Origin of the sequence: Cellulomonas sp. Leaf334, assembly GCF_001424195.1 — a bacterium.
Lineage (GTDB): Bacteria > Actinomycetota > Actinomycetes > Actinomycetales > Cellulomonadaceae > Cellulomonas.
In genome coordinates this window covers 1,841,784-1,861,792 of record NZ_LMOO01000001.1, presented here as the reverse complement: position 1 = coordinate 1,861,792, position 20,009 = coordinate 1,841,784, and the positions used below count along the sequence as shown (strand labels likewise).

Genomic DNA, 20,009 nt, shown 5'->3' with positions numbered 1-20,009 from the left:
GGCTACCGCACCCGCAGCACCTGGCCCAGCCGCTCGCGTCGGCGGGCGGAGGACTCGACGGTGACGACGACCAGCACGGCCGCGCCGACGAGCCCGACCGGCAGCACCACCCACCACGGCAGCACCACCCCGGGATCGGCCGACTGCCCGGTCACGAGCCGCAGCGCGAGCGGCGCCACGAGCGCGCCGACCAGGACCATGCCGAGCAGGACGCCGCCCACCGCGGCGACCAGGATCGACGGCAGCAGCTCACCGGCCGCGACTCGCGTCGTGTCCCGGTGGCGCAGCCCGAGCACCCGCGCCGTGGCGAGCGACGTGGCGCGCCCCGGGGCGGAGGCCGCGGCGGCCAGGACCACGATGATCGTCGCGTAGCCGGCGCACAGCGCTGCGACCAGGGCGAGAAGGGCCAGCAGCCCGCCGGCCAGCGGGTCGGACCGGTGGTCCGTCAGCCACTGGGCGCGGGCCAGCACGTGCCCCCGGACCTCCCCTGCAGCCGCGGCAGCCCGCGCGGGAGCCTCCGGGCCGACCGCCCACACCGTGTTCGGATCCACCTCCGGTTGCTCCGCGCCCACCAGCTGGGAGCTCGTCCGCTCGGCTCGCGCCGCGACGAGGGCCTGGACGGCGGCGGCCAGGGCCGCGCGGTCCACGACCACGGTGGGACCGGCGGGCTGCTGTGCCGGGAGCGCGGGGACCTGGCCGACGGGCTCGAGCTCGATCGTCACGCTCCCCCAGCGCAGCGACGGTCGGGTGCCGAGCAGAGGCTCGGGGACCAGGGCGGGCAGGGGGCCGGTCGCGGTGTCGGAGGCGGCGCTCAGCACCGCGAACGCGGGCGAGGTCCCGAACGGGGTCCGGGCGAGCAGCTCCCCGTACGACGTCGGGTCGACCGCGAGCACCCGCACGGCATCGACGCCCCGCACGTCGAAGAGCTCGCTGCGGTCTTGCACCCGCCCGACGGCGACGGCGTCGACGCCGTCGGCTGAGGCCAGCTCGTCCGCGACGTCCTGCAGCGCCGCGTCCGGCACCGTCGTGCGCACCACGACGTCGGCCCCCACCGTGTCCCACGCGCCCTCCGCCTGCCCGGCGCGTGCGGTGCCGGCGAGGGCTCCGCAGAGCGCGACGAGCGTCGTGACCACGACGAGAGCGACGAACGGCAGCACGGCTCCCGTGGCACCGGCCCGTGCGACGGCGAGGAGCGGACCCGCCTTGCGCGACCTGCGGGCGACCCGCAGCGCACCGCCCAGCAGCACGGGGACCGCGCGCCACAGCAGCAGCGCGCCCGCCGCCGCGACGAGCACGGGCGCGGCCGCGAGGGCCAGGTCGGCGGGACCGGTGATCGACACGGCGCCGCGGCGACGCAGCGCGACCAGGGCAGCGGCCGCGAGCACGAGCAGCGCGGCCTCGATCGAGACCCGCCGCACCGAGCGCACGCGCTGCGCGAGGCGCCGGTGGTGCCGGTCGGTCGGGACCCGGCGGGCGTCCGTGCGTGCGGCCGTCACCGTGGCGAACGCGGGTGGCGCGACGACGCCCACCACCGCGACGGCGAGCCAGGGCCACGACACCGCGCCCGGCGCCACGACCTGACCGAACGCCAGACCGACAGCGGCCCCCACGCCGACGACCACCGCGGCCTCGGCGGCGGCTCCCGCGGCGATGCCGGGCAGGGACGCCCCGCGGGCGCGCACCGTGCGCAGTGCCGCGGACCGGCGGCGCGCGAGGAGGTCGGCCCCGACCAGGAGCACCAGGCCGGTGCCCCACGCCAGCCCGGCGAGCACCACCGTGGCCTGCGACCACGTCGCCGCGACACGGGCGCGCGCCTGCGTGAGCACGAGGTCGAGCCGGGACGTGACGCTCGCCCCGGGACCGGGGACCGTCGTCAGCTCCGGTGACGCCTCCAGCGCGGCGACCTGCGTGGCCAGGGCGCCGGATCCGGTGTAGTCCACCGCCTCCGGTGCCACCGGGAAGCGGAACGTGCGGGTCACCCCGTCGGGCTCGAGCGCGGCGCGGGCCGCGGGGAGCGACGCCGCGGACAGCAGCCCACCCACGACGGTCGTCGGCGCGTTGCGCGGCCCCACCACCCGTGGCCGCAGGATCTCCGGCCGCGCCGACCACACGGGGTCGTCCGGGTCCGTCGCGTCGAACACACCGGTGACGAGCACGGGGACGATCGTGCGGTCGGCCGTCAGCGCCTCGACGGTGTCACCGGGACCCATGTCGAGGACACGAGCGACCTCGTCGGACAGGGCGAGCTGCACGGCGCCGTCCGGTCCGGGCCGGCCGGGTGCGCTCCCGGCGAGCCAACGGACGGCCGGCTCCTGCCCCGCCCACAGGTAGCTCATCCACAGGACACCCCCGGTCGGCAGGCCGGGCGTGCTGAACGTCAGGTCGGTGCTGGTGGCGTCGGCGACGGGCGGTCCGAGAACGGGCTGCAGCGAGGCCGGCAGGGCGTCCTCGATCCCGCGCGCCGCATCGTCGACGCCGATCCGGGTGTCCGCGGGACCGACCGTCGGGTCCGACGCGCCGGGTCCGTACCTGCTGCTGACGACGACGTCGACGGCCGGGTCGGCGTCCCCGACCGCGGCCCGGACGGCGGCGTCGGCACCGTCGCTCAGCAGCCGCGGCACCGCGTCGGTGACACCGACCGTCAGCGCCACGACGAGCACGGTGACGGCGAGGGGCCACAGGTCGGCGCGCGTCCGTCGCCACGCGGCTCTCATGCGCCCGGCTCCATCCGCAGCCGGGCGATCGTCGAGCGGCGCACCGCGCGGGCGGCGAGGGGGACGACCACCGCGGCGCACCCGAGCAGCAGCAGGAGGACCGTCGCGACCTGTGCCTGCCACGGCCAGCTCACCACCGTGGTCGGCACGGGCCGCAGGCCCTCGGTGGAGACCGTCAGGAGAGGGGCGACGGTCCAGCACGCGAGGGCGCCCAGCAGGCCACCCGCGAGCACCGGCACCCCGATGAGCACGGCCTGCTCGGCGAGCACGGACCTGAGCACCGAGCGCCGCAACGCACCCAGGCCGCGCAGGCGGGCCACGTCGACCTCGCGCGCCTCGAGTGCGGTCGTGGTGTGCAGCGCGGTCCCGACCAGCGTGAGCACGACGGCGGCGACGACCAGCAGGGCTGCCGCGGCCCGCTGCGCCGCACGCAGGGGACCGTTCGCGCTCTCGTGCGCCACGGCCGTCCGGTCGGTCACCGGACCGACCCCCTCGGCGTCGAGCGTCGCGGCCGCACCGGCGGGCACCGTGCCGCCGACCCACCACGCGTCCGTCAGGGTGTCGACGTTCCCCCGGCTGAGCGCCGCACGGGACAGCGTGTCCACGTCGGCCAGCAGCGCCGCTGCCCGAGGCTGCGAGGGGACGTAGGCGACGATGCCGTCGACCGTCGCGCTCACCGGGGTCGGTCCGAGGGCGAGGTCCACGCCGTCGCCGACCGCGAGCCCGAGCTCGTCCGCCAGGCGCGCCGAGACCACCACGGGCACGTCGTCGACGGGGTCGAACGCGAGCGCCGTGAGGGTGCCCTCGGACCAGAACAGTCCCGGCAGGGACGCGGTGCCGTCGATCGTCAGCCGCACGCCCTCGGGTGCGTCCACGGCCGTGATGCGGTCGAGCGTGGCCACGGCGTAGTCGTTCCTCGGCGGCTGCGCCGGTGACCACGCCCCACCCGGCGACAGGGTCGCGCCCCGGAACGTCAGGTCGAGGTCGAACGCGGCCTCGACCTGCTGGTCGGGGTCGTCGGCGTCCCCCGCCGCCGCGAGCCGGGTGTCCACAGCCACCACCCGGACGTCGGGCGGCACGGCCACGGTGAGGTCGTGCGGGACGCCGTCCAGCTGTACGGCTCCCGCGGGCAGCGCGGCGCGGGCACCGTCGCCGTCCTGGACGACGAGGGTGAGCGTGGCGGTCATCGGGACGTCGTCCGCGACCCGCCCTGTCACCACCACGGCGGCGCTCGTGCCGGACAGCTCGACTCCTCCGATGGAGCCCGTCGGTGCGAGGCCCGACGTGGCGTCCGCCCAGCCACCGGACGGCAGCCGGCCGCGCAGCAGCCCGTCGGCGTCCCGCGTGTCGACCGCGACGAGCTGCACGGCCTGGTCGCCGCCCTGGGCTCGCGAGCCGAGCGTGACGGGCCGGCTCGTGACCGGGCTGACCCGACCGTTCGTGGCCGCCCGCAGCGTGGCACCCGCGCCGAGCGCGTCGAGCTGCGCGGGTGCCGACAGGTCGGTGCCGACCGCGGCGGCCGCCTGGTCGTGCTGGGACTGCGCCCAGGTCGCGGCGAAGCCGATGCCGAACGTCGCGCACGCCGTCGCCAGCACCACCAGGAACGCCGCCGCGGCACCGTGCGGTCGACGCGCCACCCCCCAGGCCGCGAGCGGCAGGGTCAGCGAGCGGGCCGACGCGGCGCGCGCCTCGGCGCCCCGGGCGAGCAGCGGGAGCGGGCGCAGGACGAGCGCCGCGCCCGCCACCAGGCAGAGGACCGGGGCGACGACGAGCACCGGGTCCACCGTGGCGCCACCCGCCACGCGGTGCGCGCGCAGCTGCAGGTAGGCGAGCCCCGCCAGCGCGACGAGCAGCAGGTCCGCCCCGGAGCGGGCCACCACGCCGACCCGGTCCTCGCGGGTGCCCCGAGTCGTCCCGGTGCGCAGCCACGGCAGCACGAGAAGGCCGCCGAGCGTGACCGTGACGACGGCGACGCTCGCGACGAGCGGGAGCAGCCCACCCTCGGGGACGCCCTCGGGAGCGAGACCGACGGCACCCGCCAGCACCCGGTACAGCGCGAGGGCCAGCGCCGTCGCCGGGATGATCGCCACGACCGCGAGGGCGCCCGCCTCGACGGCGGCCTGGCCGACCAGACGTCCCCGGCTCGTCCCGCGGGCGCTGAGCAGCGCCGCCTCGGCCGCTCGTCGGCCGGCGACGAGCCGGGCCGCCAGCACCACGGTGGTCGCCGCGAGCGCGCCGCCCAGCAGCGCCACGGCGAGCACACCCGAGCCGGTGACCCCGCGCTGGTCCTGTGCGGCGTGCACCGTGCGCGCGTACGGCAGGTCCACCACGAGGTTCTGGGTCCGGTCACCGAGTGCGCTGGCCAGCTCCGTGCCCAGGGCGTCGACCCCCGCCCCGGCTCGGGTCAGGTCGGCGGCGGTCGCACGCGTCAGGTCGGGCTGCACCCGCAGGGCGACCCGGCGCAACGGGACGCCGCTGGCGGCGACCTCGCCGGGTGCGACGACGAACGGCCCGTAGGCGGTGATGTACCCGCGGTAGTTCGGGCTCACACCGGTCCCCTGCAGCGGGTCCTCGTCCCACGGCGCCCCGGGTCGCGGCACGAACGTCCCGACGACCGTCAGGGCGGTCCCGCCGTCGCCCGGGCCGTCGGCGAGGGTGGTCGTGCTCCCGACGTCGAGACCGAGCGCCCGCGCCGCCGACGTGGGCAGCGCGGCCTCGCCCGCCGCGTCGGGCCAGCGTCCCCCGACGAGGGTCCCGCGGGCGTCCCGGTCGTCCGGCTCGGCGAGGTACGCCAGGCGCAGCGGGCGTCCGTCGGCCGGCAGGTACCGCATGACGGTCGAGCTCCACGCGGTCGTGGTCGTCGGGAGGTCCCCGAAGGGGTCGGTGAGCATCGCCACCGCCTCGGCGGCCGCTCCGGACGCGTCCCGCGCGGTCGTCGCGACGCGCTCGCTCACGTCCGGGTCGTCAGGTTCCTCCGGGAAGCCGAGGGCGACACCGACCTCGACGTCGGCGACCGGGGCGCGGACCATCGCGAGCTGCAGCGCCCGCTGCGGGGAGGCCGTCAGGAGCAGCACGCACGTCCCGACCAGCGACGCGCCCGCGACCATGACCGTCAGCACCGCCACCAGCACGGCGACCTGGGCGCGGGCCCGTCGCCACACGAGCTCAGCCACGCTCGGCAGCCCCGACCAGCCGACCGTCCACCACACGCACCGCGCGGTCCGCGAGCGCGATCATCACCGGGTCGTGCGTCGCGACCAGCGCCGTCATCCCCTCGGCCTCGACGACCCCACGGATCAGCGCCATCACGGCCAGCCCGGTCTCGCTGTCGAGCTGCCCGGTGGGCTCGTCGGCGACCAGCAGCCGGGGGGACCCGGCCAGTGCCCGCGCGATCGCGACCCGCTGCTGCTGGCCACCGGACAGCTCGTCGGGCCGTTGCAGCGCGTGCGGGGTCAGCCCGACGAGCTCGAGGAGCATCTCGACGCGGTGCTCGCGCTCGGCCACGGGTGCCTCGCGCAGCCGCATCGGGACACCGATGTTCTCCGCCGCCGTCAGCACGGGCATCAGACCGAACGTCTGGAACACGAACGCGACCTTGTCGCGGCGCAGGAGGGCCTGCTCGTCGTCGCTGAGCGCGGCCACGTCGACGCCGTCGACCAGCACGCTGCCCTCGTCCGGCCGGTCGAGCCCGCCGACGACGTTGAGCAGCGTCGTCTTGCCCGACCCGGAACGCCCGACGAGCGCCACGAGCTCGCCCGGTGCCACGTCGAGGTCGACACCGCGCAGGGCGTGCACCGCGGACGGACCGCTGCCGAAGGTGCGGTGCACGTCCCGGACGTGCACCGCAGCGCCGGGGCCGGCGCTCACCGCGGGCTGCCGTCGGGCCAGACGCCCAGGTGGTCGGCCTCGAGCGCGAGGCGCACGCGCCGGGTCATCGCGAGCGCCTCGCGGTACTCCCGCGGCACCTGCAGCCGCCCCGCCCGGTCCATCACCGCGTACTCCTCGTGGGTGACGTCACCGCCGGTGTCCCGACGCAGCACCTCGCTGCTGGTGCGCCCGTCCCGGATCGCGACCGTCCGCTCCACCAGCCCGCTGACAGCCGGGTCGTGCGTGACCACGACGACGGTGGTGCCGGACTCCCGGTTCGCCCTGCGCAGCGCGTCGAACACCTCCTGAGCCGTGGCGGTGTCGAGCTCGCCCGTCGGCTCGTCAGCCAGCAGCAGCTGCGGCTCGTTGGCCAGGGCGGTGGCGATCGCGACGCGCTGCTGCTCACCGCCCGACATCTCCTGCGGCTGCCGGTCGGCGACGTGCCCGACGCCCACGAGGTCCAGCAGCTCGCCCGCGCGCGCCGCCCGGAGCCGGCGTGGCCCGGTCATGGGCAGCGCGACGTTCTGCCGGGACGTCAGGTACGGCAGCAGGTTGCGTGAGGTCTGCTGCCACACGAACCCGACCATCTGGCGGCGGTACGCGACCCGCTCCTTCGCGTGCATCGCCATGAGGTCCCAGCGACCGACCCGTACCCGGCCGGCCGTCGGGGCGTCCATCCCGGAGAGCACCGCGAGGAGCGTCGACTTGCCCGAGCCGCTGGCTCCGACGACCGCGACCATCTCGCCCTGGTCGACCAGCAGGTCCAGACCTTGGAGCGCCTGCACCTCGACGGTGCCGGACTGGAAGATGCGGACCAGGTTGTCGCAGGCGACGAGGGCGTCGTGGCCGAACTGCGCGGGCGGCGTGGCGCCACCGCCCAGGGCCTGGAGCGTGCTGTCCGACACCTGCAAGCTCCCTCCGTCGGGCGACCGTCCCCCGCAGGCTAGGCGGTCCGCGCCACCCGAGCGCGACAACAGTCGGTGGCGTCGGGATCGACCTTTGCGATGATCGCCGACGTGAAGAAGTTCATCCTGTTCGACAACGACGGCGTCCTCGTCGACACCGAGCCCCTCTACTACGCGGCCGGCGAACGGGCGCTGGCCGAGGTCGGCGTGACGCTGGACAAGGAGCAGTACCTGCTGGACATGGCTCACGGCGTCGGGGCGTGGGCCCAGGCGAGAGCCGCGGGGATCGACGACGACACCATCGACCGGCTGCGCGTCATCCGGAACGCCTACTACCAGGAGCACCTGCGCACCGGGCCGATCGAGATCGACGGCGTGGTCGCGGCCCTCGCGGACCTGTCCCCGTACGTGCGCATGGCGATCGTGACCACGTCCAAGCGTGCGGACTTCGACCTGATCCATCGAGGCAGGCGCATCGTGCAGCACATGGACTTCGTCCTCGTCCGCGGCAACTACACCCGGGCGAAGCCGGACCCCGACCCGTACCTCACCGCCCTGCGGAGGTTCGGGGCCGACCAGGACGAGGCGCTGGTCGTCGAGGACTCGTCGAGAGGGCTGCGCTCCGCGGTCGCGGCCGGCATCGACTGCGCCGTCGTCGAGAACGAGTTCACGAGGTCCCAGGACTTCTCGCAGGCGACCCACCGGATCCGGTCGCTCGCGGAGCTGAAGGGGATCGTCCTCGGCTCGACGTGAGGCCCGCCCACGTGCACGACCTCAGGCGCGCGGCACGAACGGGTTCCCGTAGGCGGGGGTCGCCGACGGCCGGTCGCCGTGCCCGGCGGTCTGCGGGTCGGCGGGCACGTGGCGGTGTCGGCGGACCCGGCTCAGGACGAGGACGTTGCCGAGGTGGAACACGCCGAGCAGGAGCGCCACGGCCCCGAGCTTGGAGGCGAGGGCCTCGATGGCTTGCTGGGCCGAGGTGACCGGCTGGCTCACCCGGAGCATGAGCGACACGAACCCGAGGTTCACGAGGTAGAACCCGACGACCAGGAGCCGGTTGGTCGCCGCGGCGACCTTCTGCTCGCCGTGGAAGACGTCGATCAGGAAGACCTCCCCGTTCCGCGCCAGGGTCCTCGCGACCCAGATCGTCAGCGCGACGCTGACCGCGATGTAGACGAGGTAGGTGATGACGGTGGGGTTCATCGGATCGCTCCTGCGCGGGGACGTCAGCCGACTGGTCGTCGGCCAGTTGAACGTGTTCAACACCAGTCACGCTAGCCCTTTTTTTGAACGTGTTCAAAGTGATGCCGATCACGGGAGCCCACCGATCGCGCCGATCGCTTTCCCGCGTGTCGAGGTCCTCCGCGGTCTAGGGTGGCGAGCGCTCGGCGGCCGTACCTGACGTCGGCGGACCGTCACGCGGTCCTCCACATCCGGTTCCGGGACACGCGCGGGACGCTTCGACACCCCGGAGGACCGATGAACCCGCACACGAGCACCACCGGCTCCCCCCGCCGCACGGCTGCCGTCGGCGTCGTCGCGGTGGCCCTGACCGTCGGTGCGGTCGGGACCGCCTACGCGCTCGCGACCGTCGACCGACCGGCCACCGAGGTCACCGCAGGTGACGCCGCACCCCAGGCGCCCGCGGTCGACGCGACCCCGGCGTCGGACGAACCGACGGCGGCGGACGCCCTCACCGGAGCGGACGAGTACACGCGGGAGAGGTCCGACGCGTTCTGGGGTGCGGGCTACTCCATGGAGGACGCGGACGCGCTCTCCGAGCTGTGGCACGTCGAGCTCCTCGAGGCGAAGGGGCGGGCGGGACAGCTGCTGCTCGACGGGCAGCAGCTGCCGATCGCGCCGGGCTCGTCGCTCGACCTGACGGATCCCGACACCGTCGCGAGGCTGCAGCTGGCGGCGTTCTGGGACGCGGGCTACACGAAGGACGACAGCACCGCGCTCGCGGCGCTCTGGGCTGTGGACGTCGTCGAGGCCAAGGCCACCGCCGGCCAGATGATCCGCGACGGCCTGCCGCTCCCGATCGGCCCGAGCGGCACCCCGGTCTCCTGACCCCGGGGCGCGACCGGCGACCGGGCCTCTACCCCTCGAACCGTGCCCACTGCCCTTCGGAGACCACCTCGACGGTGCCGTCGACGACCATGACGGCCGTCTGCTCGTCGATGGCGTACGCCGGCCCGCCGATGTCGGCGGCCCACCGCCGCGCGTGCGCCAGGGTGTTGGACGGGAAGGCGTCCAGGTGCGGGAAGATCGAGAAGTCGACGACGCCCAGGGCGCGGTCGTCCGGCGCGGACGGCCACTCGACGAAGGACGCACCGATCCGCGGCGTCATCACCATGCTCCCGGCGCTCACCCCGACCCAGACCGTGTCCGGCAGTGACGGCAGCAGGTCGGCCAGACCGGACTCCCGCATCCAGTGACACAGGTACGTCGCGTCGCCACCGTCGACCAGGAGCACGTCGGCGTCCCGCACCCAGGGCACCCACCGCTCCGCGCCGATGGTGGGCAGGGCGGTGAGCTCCAGGACACCGAGCGACCCCCAGCCCAGGCCGGAGAAGTGCCGGAAGCGCGGCTCCGCGGCGACGAGGCCGCGCACCGACGTCGGTCCGCACAGGGGATGGCCCCACTGCGCGGTCGGCACGACGAGCGCGTCGCACTCGGCGATCGGCTTCCCGAGGAGCTGCACGAGCGCCGCGTGGATGCTGGCGTTCGTGACGCCTCCTGACGTCAGCAAGAGCTTCACGGTGCCTCCGAGGTCGCGTGCGTCTGCAGTTTCCCTGCAGGCGGTGTGTCGCGGACCTGCGTCGCGCTGGTGATCGCTGGGATCCGGAACCAACTGCATGACCGACTGGCACGATGGCGCGCATGCTCAGGTTCCCGCAACCGCTCACGCACGGCGACCGGATCGGTGTCACGTCTCCGTCGTCCGGGGTCGGCGGGCAGGCGGCCGCCCGGATCGCCTTCTGCGTCGACTGGCTGCGCGACGCCGGGTTCGACGTCGTCGTCGGCGACCTGATGGACGGCACGGGCATGACCGCCGGGCCGGCAGCCGACCGTGCGGCCGAGCTCACCGCGATGCTGTGCGACCCCACGATCCGGTGCGTCGTCCCACCATGGGGCGGCGAGACCGCGATCGACCTGGTGGACCTCCTGGACTGGGACGCTCTCGCCGCCGCGGAGCCGACGTGGCTCGTGGGCTTCTCCGACCTGTCCACCGTCCTGGTCCCGATCACGACCCGGTTGGGCTGGGCCACCGTGCACGGGGACAACCTCGCCGACACCCCCTACGAGGTGCCGCCGGGGCTGGTGAGCTGGCTCGAGGTCGTCGCCGGGACCGGCCCGCACGTGCAGCGAGACTCGGGTCTGATCGCCGACTGGTGGCGGTTCGAGGACGACGCACGCGCCACGACCTGGAAGTCGGTCGGTGAGGGGCGCTGGACCCTGCACGGCGCCGAGTCCCTCCACGTGACCGGACGACTCGTCGGCGGGTGCGTCGAGACCCTGTGCAACCTCGCCGGGACGCCCTACGGCGATGTCGCTGCGTTCGGTCGCGAGCACGCCCAGGACGGGCTCGTCATCTACGTCGAGGCAGCCGGGGACGACGCCGCCACGATCTGTCGCAACCTCCACGGCCTGCGCCTCGCGGGGTGGTTCGACCACGCCCGCGCGGTGCTCGTCGGCCGGACGAACGCACCCGACCACCCCAGGCTCACGCAGCGGGAAGCCGTCCTCGACGCTCTCGGGCGACTTCACCTCCCGATCGTCTTCGACGTGGAGATCGGGCACGTCCCGCCACACCTTCCGCTGGTCAACGGCGCGCTGGCGACCGTGACCGTCGACGGGGACACCCGGGAGATCCGGCAGCTGCTCCGCTGACCGGTGGAGAGGGTGCGCTCAGTGACCCGCGGCGTCGAACGCAGGCGCGAACCGCAGCTCGCCACGCGGCGACGGGCCCGAGAAGGTGATGTGCTGGACGGAGGCCCGGTCCAGTCCGAGGTGCGACAGCGTGCCGTCGCCCCGGAAGCCCAGTCGGTGGTAGATGGTCGGATCACCGATGAGCGCGCAGCCGCGCGCCTCGCTCTCCCGCAACCGGCGCAGACCCTCAGCCACGAGTGCCCGACCGACACCCCGCCGCTGCCGGTCGAGCCGGACGGAGATCGGCCCGAGCCCGAACCAGCCGTCGTGCGACCCGTCGATCGTCACGGGCGAGAACGCGACGTGCCCGATGACGTCGCCGTCGTCCTCCGCCACGAGCGAGAGCGTCAGGTCGCCCGACGCCCGCAGCGCCCGGATGATCGGCGCCTCGGAACCGTCGCTGAACCACTGCGGCTCGAAGGCGGCGACGGTCAGCCGATCGATCGCGTCGACGTCGTCGGGGCGTTCGGGTCGGATCAGCACCGTCGCCTCCGGCTCGCGGGGCACGCCCAGCCCGGGCGCGCCCTCGCAGCGTAGGGCGGGGTGGCGCGGAGCCGAAGCGAAAATGACCCGCCGGCCGCGGCCGTAGGGTCGCGGTGTGACCGACGTCGACAACCACCTCGATGACTGGCGGGCCTGGCAGGAAGCCCCGTGGGGACGCCTCCGCTACCGCGTCGCGGCGGAGACGCTGACCCGCACGTGCACGACGATCGGCGGGGGACCCCTGCGGGTGCTCGACGTCGGGGGCGGCGACGGCAGCGATGCGGCACCGCTGGCTGACGCGGGCCACGACGTCACCGTCCTCGACCAGTCCGAGGCCCTGCTCGCACAGGCACGTTCACGTGCCGACCTGAGCACGATCCGCTCGGGCCTGGAGGACATCCCCACCCTGGGGCTCGGGTCGTTCGACCTCGTGCTGTGCCACAACGTGATCCAGTACCGGCCCGACACGACCTCGGTCGTGCGTGTCCTCGCCGGCGTGGTCGCCGACGGAGGCGCGATCTCGCTCATGGCTCCCAACCCGCCGGCAGAGCTCCTGACGGCGGCGATCCGTCGCGCGGACCTGGGCGAAGCCACCGACCTCCTCGACGCGCCGACCATCCGGACGCAGACGTTCGGCCAGGAGGTGCGCCGGGTCGGTGCCGACGAGGCCATCGACGCCCTGGCGGACGTCGGCTTCTCCACGGTCACGCGCTACGGCATCCGGTGCGTCACCGACTACGTCACCGACGACGGCCGCAAGCACGAGCCGGACTTCTACGCTCAGCTGGAGACACTCGAGCTCGCCCTCTGCGACCGCGAGCCCTACGTCCGGACAGCCAGGATCTGGCAGCTCGTCGCCCGCCGGAGAGGCTGAGGAGCTCGCACGGTGGGGCGCTCCGGAGCCGGACGATCCCGAGCTCGAGCACGTCATCCTGGCCGCCTTCCGCGTGGGCCGGTCCTGAGCGCGGCACGCCTGGGAGTGTCACGCCCGATCCGGTTCTCGCCACGGCTCCCGAGGCCTCGTGTGACCATGAGGCATGGCCGTCCTCGAGGATGTCCGATCGCTGGGCACCGAGCTGGAGCGGTCCACCCCGGTCTACGTGCGCGGCCGGCTGAAGTTCCGCGTCAAGCAGATCGTCTACGTCGCGTTCTCCCTCGACGAGCGGGTCATGGGCTTCGCCTTCCCCAGGGAGGAGCGGGCAGCGCTCGTGGCGAGCGACCCACGCACGTTCCACCTGCCGCGGGAGTCCGACCTGCGGTTCAACTGGGTGGAAGCCGAGCTCGCGGCGCTCGACCCGGCCGAGGCACGCGAGCTCGTCATCGACGCCTGGCGCATGGTCGTCCCGCAGAAGATCGCCCGGACCTACGACCTCGCCCATCCTGCCGAGCCCTTCGGCGGCCCCGATCGACCCCGATAACGTCGTGCACATGCCTGGCTTCGCCCCTTTCCAGCCCGGCGCGGGGCACGGACCAGCGCAGGTGTCCCTGCGGCCGGCAGCACCGGGGGATGTCGAGGCCGTGCAGGAGATCCAGCGACGGGCAGGCAGGCCGGCTCATCCGGATGCGTACCGCCGCGCAGTGGAGAACCCGGACCGCTGCGTCCTCGTCGCGCAGTGCCCGTCGCAGGCAGGTGACCCGATCATCGTCGGCTGGGCCCAGACCTACCACCACACGGCGGTCGTCGACGCAGCCCCGACGGGTCACTATCTCGGCGGGGTCACGGTCGATCCCTCGTGGCGGCGACAGGGCGTCGCGCTCGCTCTGACCGCGGCGCGCGTGCAGTGGGTCGCGGACCGCGCAGACGAGGTCTTCTACGTCGTGAACCCACGGAACCTGGCCTCGATCGAGCTGCACCGACGGTGGTACTTCGAGGAGGTCATGCGCTCGTCGCGCCTGACCGGCATCGAGTTCTCCGGCGGGGTCGGGATCCTGATGCGTGCCTCGTTGGCGGAGCAGGTCCCACGTCGGTGACGACCAGGGCCCCGACGGGATGTCGACGAGTCACGGCACGCGTCGTCGACCGTCGGTGGAGCGGGCGCGCAGGACGGACGTCGCGGTGAGGGCGACGCCGCGGTCGGGGTCGTCGACGAGTGCGGTGAGCGTCGCCTCGGCCGCGGGCCCGGGGATCTCGGCGAGTGCTGCGGTCAGTCGCCGGCGGGAGGCGGCGGACGCGCCGGCCAGCTCCCCGGAGAGGACGCGCACGATCTCGCTCGCGCAGCCGTGCCGTTCCGCCAGCACGCCGAGCGTGTCGGCTGCGTGGATGTCGTCCCGTCCGGCGACCACGAGGGCGACCAGAGCGGGGACGGCGTCCGCGTCACCGCGAGCGCCGCGCGCGAGCGCGCCACGTCCAGCGACGAACGGGTCGGGATGCTGGAACGCGTCGGCAAGGACCCTGAGGGCGTCCGGGGTGCCGACCTTCTCGAGCGCCATCACGGCCCGCCGTCGTCGCTCGGCGTCCGACGAGCCGAGTGCCTCCGCGAGGTCCGGGACGGCGGCGTCGCCGGTGCGCGCGAGCGCCCAGTAGAGCGCGCCCGAGACGTTGGGCTCGGACTCGCTCAGCGCCGCCTCGGTGAGGGGGACGGCGTCGCCGCCCCGGCCGGTGAGCGTCAGGACGAGGCGCTGCCGCGACGACGGGTCGCCGGCTTCGAGGCCGCGCAGCAGCCCGATGGTGTGCAGCACGTCGGACCACGCGGCGGGGTTGCTGGTGTGGACCTGGGTCAGCCTGCGCAGCAGCTCCTCCTCTTGGGCGAGCCGCTGGCGCGTGCGGTCGATGATCTCCTCCACCATCGGCGCCGGGTCGAACGCGAGGTCTCCGAGCACCGTGGCGATCTCCTGCAGGCTGAGGCCCAGCGAGCGGAGCCCCTCCACGTGGAAGAGCCGCCGGACGTCGTCCGCCGAGTACTGCCGGTACCCGCCGTGCGTGCGGCCCGTGGGCGAGACGAGGCCGATCTTGTCGTAGTGGCGCAGCATCCGGGCGCTGATCCCGGACTGCTCGGAGACCTCGCCGATCAGCATCGCTCAGCCCGTCACGTCAGGTGCGGCGCGCAGCGCGACGACCCGGCGTGCCTCGAAGATCGCCGCGTCGAATCCCTCGTCGGGGTCCTCCATCAGCCGCACGGTCGCGACCGCGTGCGCGCTCACGCCGGGGTCGGGGTCGGACGTGGCCCGCTCGACGACGGCCGCCGCCCCCTCACCGAGCGCGACGAGCGCGCGACTGAGGCTCAGCTGCACCTCGCGCCCGCCACGGTCGAGCTGCGTCGACAACGTCTCCGCCAGTGCGGCCTCCGCACCGACCGGGACCAGGCCCGCGGCGGTCCGCCACGCCGTGCGGGCGACCTCGTCGTCGTCGTCGAGCAGGAGCGCCGGGGTGATCGCGGGCCAGGTGTCCGGGTCCCCGATCTTGGACAGGGTGTGCAGCGCCTGTGCCCGCGCCTGCGCGACGTCGGAACCGAGCTCGGGCAGGAGCCGCTCGACCACGGTCGCGGTGTCGTTCCGGACCAGTGCCCACGTCAGCATGTCGCGCACGTAGAAGTCCGGCTCGATCGCGCACCGCTCGACCAGCACCTCGACGTCCTCGACCGCCGGGGCACTCCCCGCGGCGAGCGCTGCCTGCAGCCGGGTCGACGGCGCCTGCGCCGACAGGGCGCTCCGCAGTCGCGAGCTCGTCCGTGCGTGGGTCACCGGGACCACCTCCTGACCTCATCGAAAACCCTGACACGGTGTCAAGGTCAAGGGAGGCGCATCAGGATCGTCCCCACCTATTGCCCTGTCGTGCGGAGCGGCGCCGCTGGAAGGATGGGCACCGTGCCCGGCCTCACCCCCGACGGAGTCTCACCATGACCGTTCCCATCACCCCCGAGGCGCTCGATGCCGCCGTCGCAGCGGACTCGTTCACCGGCGTGATCACCATCGACGTCGGGGACACGCGCACGCTCGAGCGCTGCGAGGGGTTCGCGAACCGCGCCCTCGGCGTCCCCCACACCCCGAGCACCCGCATCTCGTGCGCCAGCGGCAACAAGAGCTTCACCGCGCTCGTGATCCTGCGGCTCGTCGAGGCCGGGACGCTCGGACTCGGTGACCTGGTGCGTCCGATCCTCGGCGACGACCTTCCGCTCATCGACGACGCGGTGACGATCGAGCACCTGCTCACCCACACCTCCGGCATCGGCGACTACATCGACGAGGAGGGCGACGGGGAGATCGACGAACACGTCTTCTCCGTGCCGCTGCACCTGCTTGCCGAGACCGAGGCGTTCCTGCCCGCCCTCGACGGCTTCCCGCAGAAGTTCCCGCCCGGCGAGCGCTTCTCGTACTGCAACGGCGGGTACATGGTGCTCGCGCTCGTCGCGGAGCGCGTCAGCGGCCGCGGGTACCACGAGCTGGTCCAGACCGAGGTCTGCGACCGGGCAGGGCTCGTCGGGTCGGCCTTCCTCCGCACCGACGACCTCCCCGGGGACGTCGCGCTCGGGTACCTGGACGAGGACGGCAACCGCACCAACCTGCTGCACCTCCCGGTCCGCGGGAACGGTGACGGCGGGATGTACTTTACCGCCGACGACCTGCACCGGTTCTGGAACGCGTTGCTGGACGACCGGATCGTGTCGCCCGGCACGCTCGCCGAGATGATCCGGCCGCGTTTCGACGTGCCGTCGGAGCACAAGCGGTACGGGATGGGCTTCTGGCTCGGCCGACGCAACTCGTCGCTCATCCTGGAGGGCTACGACGCCGGCGCGTCGTTCCGGTCCACGCACATCCCGGAGACCCGCACCACGGTGACCGTGCTCGGCAACAGCTCCGAGGGTGCCTGGCCCGTGATCTATGCCCTCGCGGACGCGATGGACGGAACCGTCCGGGGGAAGTTCCCCGACGAGAGCTGACGCGGCCGGCACCGTGTCACAGGTCGGTAGGCCACAGCTCGACGGCTATCGGGCCGTCCCGCTCGCAGGGGTCGGAACCACGTAGACGTCGGGGCCGGTCGGCGTCGACGTCCAGGAGACGATCCGCTCGACCTCGACGGTGACCGGCTGGTCGAACGTCGCGAACCACCCGCTGATCGGTGCTCCGCCAAGTGCCGGCTCGTACTTCGCGGCGAAGGCGGAGCGGGCCTGGTCGACCTCGTCCGGGACGTCGAGCGTCGCCGCCCCTGACAGGGTGATCACGCGCCCCCCGTCGTCCTGGGTGTCAAGGTGCAGAGCGACTGCCGGGTTGGCTCGGACGTGGCGCACCTTGGCGGTGCCTGCGGGCGTGAACATGGCGATGCGGGGGTCGGCCCAGACGAACCAGACGGGGACCGCGTGCGGTCGACCGTGGCCGTCGACGGTCGCCAGCCAGATCACTGGCGCCGTCGTGAGCCGCTCAGACAGGTGCGCGGCGGCCGGCGTGCCGTCGTCGAGCAGGAGTCGGGCCATGCGTCGAGACAACCGTGGCCGCATCGGTCACGCAACCGGGGCAGCAGTCCGCAGCGGCGCGTTGGATCAGCGACACGACGCCCGCGCGGGTCGCGCTGCGCGACCCGTGTCAGGGAGTACGTGCACCCGGGGGCGTGCGCGGACTACAGACCTTGGACGTGCTCAGCGACGGTGTCACGGCCACCCTGCCGTCGCGCCGGTCCCCGCCGAGATAGGTCATCACGCCGCGCAGCGTACGAGCCGTCGCCAAGAACTGAGGGAGTCGACCCCGCCGGACCATCGCGTGTCGTCGGACCTCCGGTCAACGGCGCACCCGATAGCACAGGTGGAGCACCCGGCTCCCCTGGACAACCACGTCGGGGTCCTCCAGCAGGTGCTGCGCGTCGACCGACCCGAAGTAGCGCTTGCCCGACCCGAGCACGACGGGCGCGACGTCCGTACGCACCTCGTCGACCAGGCCCGCGGCAAGCGCCTGGCCGCCGACGTCGCCGGCCGCGAACTCGACGATGCGGTCGCCCGCGAGCTCCTGCGCCTTGGTCACAGCCGCTTCGATGCTGTCGACGAAGTGGAACGGCGCCTCAGGGTCCCAGCCCTCGGGCGCCGGCCGGTGCGTCACGATGACGACGTGGTCGACCCCGCCCGGAGGCGTCCCGTCCCAGCCGTCCGTGATGTCGAAGACGTGGCGACCGGCGACCGTCACGCCGACCTGGTCCCAGTAGGGCCGGATGTGGTCGTAGGACGCCTGCGACACCTTCAGGACTCCGCCGTCGTCCAACGGCACGTCACCGCTGACCAGCCACTCGAACAGCGGACCGGGATCGTCGTTCTCAGCCGCGATGAAGCCATCCACTGAGACCGACGCGTTCATGACCACTTTCCCCATGGGTTCCTCCTCTGGTGGAGTCCCAAGTCTTGCGTGTCGTGAGTGGTCGCTCTTGTAAGAATTCACTCGGCCGGCAGTGGCCAGCCCTCCAGCGCGTGGCCCGGATGATCGCGCAGGAATCTCCGCCGGACCTCGACGTACCGGGTCGGTGTGAGCCCGGTGAACTCCCGGAACTCGTGGACGAAGTGCGCCTGGTCGAAGTAACCCGCGCGGGCGGCAACGTCGGCCCAGTCGATCGGTGCAGCGACGTCGATCGCCAACACGGTGAAGGTGAAGCGGTAGCTGCGAGCCAGCCGCTTCGGCGTGACACCGACAATCGCCTTGAACCGCCTCGCCACATAGGTGCTGCTGGCGCCGCTCGCGATCCCGAGGTCGCTGATCGGCACCGCTCCGCCGGTCGCCGCGATGACGCTGCACATGTCGCGCACGAGGTCCAGGCCGTCGATCGCGCGCAGCCGCCTCGTCAGCTCGTCCTCGAGCAACGTCAGCATCTCGTGCGGTGCGTCCGCCGTGATCAGCCGCTCTCGCAGCTCAGCAGTCGCCACCTGGCCCCACATCTGCGCGACCGTCGCCGGCCGGTCGCACAACTCGGCCGCGGGCATCGGCAGGAACGGGGCTGGCCCCCACGGCTTGAAGTGGACGCCGACGGACCGGGTCGGAGTCGGGTAGCTGAACTCCCACGCGCGCGTGGGAGTGGTGACGACGCAGCCGTCGACGTGTTCCACGGCTTCGAGGTCCGTGCCTGCCCGGATGAGAAACGGCGCCCCGAGGTTGACGATGAGCAACGGCGCCGGCGCGGCCGGCAGCATCAGTCGGGAGTACGGCGGCGCACCGTCCAGGTAGTAGAGATCGTCGATCAGCCCGTCGAGCGGCGGACCGGGCACCCTCGACACGTACTCCATGCCGACATCATCGCCGCCGGCCCATCGGGCACCACGCCCCGGGCGCAAGCATCGAGCCGGCGCCGATCCCTGCCGGCCGCCTGCTTCAGCGGGGCGCTGATCCGCAAGGACCGAGTTCCTTCAGTCCGACTCGCAGACGCAGAGCTGGACCGCGGCATCCCCGGTGAACGGTCGACCGGACCAGTCGCCGAAGCGCTCGACGAGCCGCAGCCCACCCAGTGAGAGCAGGAGCGGCAGCTCCTGCGGGAAGATGCTCCTGATCTCCAGCGGCGCGACGACGACGTCGGCCTCGGACTCGGTCGAGAAGTACCACCTCCCGCGCGTGACCTGCGCAGCCGCGTCGTAGGTTTCGGCGACGTCGACGTGCACGACGCCCCGATCGGGGTCCACGAACGACAGCGCGTCGCGCCTCCGTCGGACGCCGTCGGCCTGGGCGAGCATCTGCACGCTCGGGTTGAACACGTCGAAGACGAGCCGCCCACCCGGCGCCAGGTGCCTTCGCACCGACCGGAAGCAGTCGACCAGATCCGGCGCCTCATGCAGATGGAGCAACGAGTTGGCGGCGATGATCACGAGGTCGAACGTCCGGCCCAGGTCGAACTCGCGCATGTCGCCCAGCACCCAGTCCAGCTCCACGCCACGCTCGCCCGCCTTGCGCCGAGCCTCGGCAAGCATGGCCGGCGAGAGCTCCAGGCCCACGCACGGATGCCCGTCGGACGCGATCGGGATCAGCTTGTTGCCGGTGCCACACCCGAGCTCCAAGACTGACCCGCCTTGCCGGTCGGCCTCGGCCCTGTAGAAGTCGACCGCCGCCTCGCGGGCCGGGAACAACCGGTCGTACAACCTTGCGTCCGAGTAGAACCCTTCGCTCATGAAACGCATCCTCCTACGCCTGACCGAGACGTCCCGACGAG

20 protein-coding genes are annotated in these 20,009 nt (G+C 73.5%); 7 read left to right on the top strand and 13 right to left on the bottom strand.

All coding sequences use genetic code 11. The annotated features are described in order from the left end of the window. Positions 1–2: 2 nt before the first annotated feature. Genes ASF78_RS22340 through ASF78_RS08430 form a run of 4 tightly spaced genes read right to left on the bottom strand, consistent with a single transcriptional unit; the run spans position 3 to position 7,486 of the window. Entirely contained in the window at positions 3–2,714 is a 2,712-nt protein-coding gene (locus ASF78_RS22340; protein ID WP_056586760.1) for an FtsX-like permease family protein, read from the bottom strand. Further along, entirely contained in the window at positions 2,711–5,887 is a 3,177-nt protein-coding gene (locus ASF78_RS08440) for a permease (RefSeq protein WP_156374080.1), read from the bottom strand. Before ASF78_RS08440 ends, ASF78_RS22340 begins: the two co-directional genes overlap by 4 nt. After that, complete coding sequence (locus tag ASF78_RS08435; RefSeq protein ID WP_056586754.1) at positions 5,880–6,581, bottom strand: ABC transporter ATP-binding protein; 702 nt, start codon at positions 6,579–6,581, stop codon at positions 5,880–5,882. The genes ASF78_RS08440 and ASF78_RS08435 overlap by 8 nt, the downstream gene beginning before the upstream one ends. Further along, positions 6,578–7,486, bottom strand: a complete 909-nt coding sequence (locus tag ASF78_RS08430) for an ABC transporter ATP-binding protein (protein WP_056586750.1) — start codon at positions 7,484–7,486, stop codon at positions 6,578–6,580. Before ASF78_RS08430 ends, ASF78_RS08435 begins: the two co-directional genes overlap by 4 nt. 111 nt (positions 7,487–7,597) lie before the next feature. On the opposite strand from ASF78_RS08430, the gene ASF78_RS08425 reads away from it, so the two are divergent. Then, entirely contained in the window at positions 7,598–8,239 is a 642-nt protein-coding gene (locus tag ASF78_RS08425; RefSeq protein WP_056588384.1) for an HAD family phosphatase, read from the top strand. A 21-nt stretch (positions 8,240–8,260) separates the two neighbouring features. Here the strand turns inward: ASF78_RS08425 and ASF78_RS08420 are convergent, their stop codons facing one another. Then, positions 8,261–8,689: a hypothetical protein gene (locus ASF78_RS08420; RefSeq protein ID WP_056586747.1), complete on the bottom strand. Its 429-nt coding sequence runs from the start codon at positions 8,687–8,689 to the stop codon at positions 8,261–8,263. Between the two features lie 276 nt (positions 8,690–8,965). Here ASF78_RS08420 and ASF78_RS08415 point away from each other — a divergent pair, with 276 nt between their 5' ends. Continuing rightward, complete coding sequence (locus ASF78_RS08415; protein WP_156374079.1) at positions 8,966–9,556, top strand: hypothetical protein; 591 nt, start codon at positions 8,966–8,968, stop codon at positions 9,554–9,556. A gap of 28 nt (positions 9,557–9,584) precedes the next feature. Here ASF78_RS08415 and ASF78_RS08410 read toward each other — a convergent pair whose 3' ends face one another. Next, on the bottom strand, positions 9,585–10,247 hold the full coding sequence (locus ASF78_RS08410; protein ID WP_056586740.1) for a Type 1 glutamine amidotransferase-like domain-containing protein: 663 nt from the start codon (positions 10,245–10,247) through the stop codon (positions 9,585–9,587). Between the two features lie 122 nt (positions 10,248–10,369). Here ASF78_RS08410 and ASF78_RS08405 point away from each other — a divergent pair, with 122 nt between their 5' ends. Next, entirely contained in the window at positions 10,370–11,380 is a 1,011-nt protein-coding gene (locus ASF78_RS08405) for a S66 peptidase family protein (RefSeq protein ID WP_056588382.1), read from the top strand. Between the two features lie 18 nt (positions 11,381–11,398). Here ASF78_RS08405 and ASF78_RS08400 read toward each other — a convergent pair whose 3' ends face one another. Beyond that, positions 11,399–11,902, bottom strand: coding sequence for a GNAT family N-acetyltransferase (locus tag ASF78_RS08400; protein WP_056588380.1), 504 nt, complete (start codon positions 11,900–11,902; stop codon positions 11,399–11,401). 115 nt (positions 11,903–12,017) lie between these two features. Here ASF78_RS08400 and ASF78_RS08395 point away from each other — a divergent pair, with 115 nt between their 5' ends. The 3 genes from ASF78_RS08395 to ASF78_RS08385 all read left to right on the top strand — a co-directional run bounded on the left by ASF78_RS08395 (position 12,018) and on the right by ASF78_RS08385 (position 13,873). Continuing rightward, a complete protein-coding gene (locus tag ASF78_RS08395; RefSeq protein ID WP_056586737.1) occupies positions 12,018–12,776 on the top strand; it encodes a methyltransferase domain-containing protein in 759 nt (252 codons plus the stop codon). Positions 12,777–12,939: 163 nt separating this feature from the next. Next, on the top strand, positions 12,940–13,320 hold the full coding sequence (locus ASF78_RS08390; RefSeq protein WP_056586734.1) for an MmcQ/YjbR family DNA-binding protein: 381 nt from the start codon (positions 12,940–12,942) through the stop codon (positions 13,318–13,320). Positions 13,321–13,330: 10 nt separating this feature from the next. Beyond that, entirely contained in the window at positions 13,331–13,873 is a 543-nt protein-coding gene (locus ASF78_RS08385) for a GNAT family N-acetyltransferase (RefSeq protein WP_082494870.1), read from the top strand. A 30-nt stretch (positions 13,874–13,903) separates the two neighbouring features. Here the strand turns inward: ASF78_RS08385 and ASF78_RS08380 are convergent, their stop codons facing one another. Together ASF78_RS08380 and ASF78_RS08375 are read right to left on the bottom strand one after the other, a co-directional pair. Then, a complete protein-coding gene (locus ASF78_RS08380) occupies positions 13,904–14,917 on the bottom strand; it encodes a HEAT repeat domain-containing protein (protein ID WP_056586728.1) in 1,014 nt (337 codons plus the stop codon). Between the two features lie 3 nt (positions 14,918–14,920). Beyond that, positions 14,921–15,583: a HEAT repeat domain-containing protein gene (locus ASF78_RS08375; RefSeq protein ID WP_200940529.1), complete on the bottom strand. Its 663-nt coding sequence runs from the start codon at positions 15,581–15,583 to the stop codon at positions 14,921–14,923. A 155-nt stretch (positions 15,584–15,738) separates the two neighbouring features. Here ASF78_RS08375 and ASF78_RS08370 point away from each other — a divergent pair, with 155 nt between their 5' ends. Then, positions 15,739–16,779 (top strand): serine hydrolase, encoded by a 1,041-nt coding sequence (locus ASF78_RS08370; RefSeq protein WP_056586722.1) that lies wholly within the window; start codon positions 15,739–15,741, stop codon positions 16,777–16,779. A 45-nt stretch (positions 16,780–16,824) separates the two neighbouring features. Here the strand turns inward: ASF78_RS08370 and ASF78_RS08365 are convergent, their stop codons facing one another. The 4 genes from ASF78_RS08365 to ASF78_RS08350 all read right to left on the bottom strand — a co-directional run bounded on the left by ASF78_RS08365 (position 16,825) and on the right by ASF78_RS08350 (position 19,968). Beyond that, positions 16,825–17,310, bottom strand: coding sequence for a pyridoxamine 5'-phosphate oxidase family protein (locus tag ASF78_RS08365; RefSeq protein WP_056586719.1), 486 nt, complete (start codon positions 17,308–17,310; stop codon positions 16,825–16,827). Between the two features lie 301 nt (positions 17,311–17,611). Next, on the bottom strand, positions 17,612–18,193 hold the full coding sequence (locus ASF78_RS08360) for a dihydrofolate reductase family protein (RefSeq protein WP_056586716.1): 582 nt from the start codon (positions 18,191–18,193) through the stop codon (positions 17,612–17,614). A gap of 62 nt (positions 18,194–18,255) precedes the next feature. After that, complete coding sequence (locus tag ASF78_RS08355) at positions 18,256–19,095, bottom strand: helix-turn-helix domain-containing protein (protein ID WP_200940528.1); 840 nt, start codon at positions 19,093–19,095, stop codon at positions 18,256–18,258. 120 nt (positions 19,096–19,215) lie between these two features. Further along, a complete protein-coding gene (locus ASF78_RS08350) occupies positions 19,216–19,968 on the bottom strand; it encodes a class I SAM-dependent methyltransferase (RefSeq protein WP_056588375.1) in 753 nt (250 codons plus the stop codon). Between the last annotated feature and the right edge of the window lie 41 nt (positions 19,969–20,009).

What these genes read in the sequence shown, in the direction of transcription:
- ASF78_RS22340 (WP_056586760.1), bottom strand. Translation starts at nt 2,714, where the DNA reads ATGAGAGCCGCGTGGCGACGGACGCGCGCCGACCTGTGGCCCCTCGCC.
- ASF78_RS08420 (WP_056586747.1), bottom strand. Translation starts at nt 8,689, where the DNA reads ATGAACCCCACCGTCATCACCTACCTCGTCTACATCGCGGTCAGCGTC.
- ASF78_RS08415 (WP_156374079.1), top strand. Translation starts at nt 8,966, where the DNA reads ATGAACCCGCACACGAGCACCACCGGCTCCCCCCGCCGCACGGCTGCC.
- ASF78_RS08405 (WP_056588382.1), top strand. Translation starts at nt 10,370, where the DNA reads ATGCTCAGGTTCCCGCAACCGCTCACGCACGGCGACCGGATCGGTGTC.
- ASF78_RS08390 (WP_056586734.1), top strand. Translation starts at nt 12,940, where the DNA reads ATGGCCGTCCTCGAGGATGTCCGATCGCTGGGCACCGAGCTGGAGCGG.
- ASF78_RS08385 (WP_082494870.1), top strand. Translation starts at nt 13,331, where the DNA reads ATGCCTGGCTTCGCCCCTTTCCAGCCCGGCGCGGGGCACGGACCAGCG.
- ASF78_RS08380 (WP_056586728.1), bottom strand. Translation starts at nt 14,917, where the DNA reads ATGCTGATCGGCGAGGTCTCCGAGCAGTCCGGGATCAGCGCCCGGATG.
- ASF78_RS08370 (WP_056586722.1), top strand. Translation starts at nt 15,739, where the DNA reads ATGACCGTTCCCATCACCCCCGAGGCGCTCGATGCCGCCGTCGCAGCG.
- ASF78_RS08365 (WP_056586719.1), bottom strand. Translation starts at nt 17,310, where the DNA reads ATGGCCCGACTCCTGCTCGACGACGGCACGCCGGCCGCCGCGCACCTG.
- ASF78_RS08360 (WP_056586716.1), bottom strand. Translation starts at nt 18,193, where the DNA reads ATGGGGAAAGTGGTCATGAACGCGTCGGTCTCAGTGGATGGCTTCATC.
- ASF78_RS08355 (WP_200940528.1), bottom strand. Translation starts at nt 19,095, where the DNA reads ATGGAGTACGTGTCGAGGGTGCCCGGTCCGCCGCTCGACGGGCTGATC.
- ASF78_RS08350 (WP_056588375.1), bottom strand. Translation starts at nt 19,968, where the DNA reads ATGAGCGAAGGGTTCTACTCGGACGCAAGGTTGTACGACCGGTTGTTC.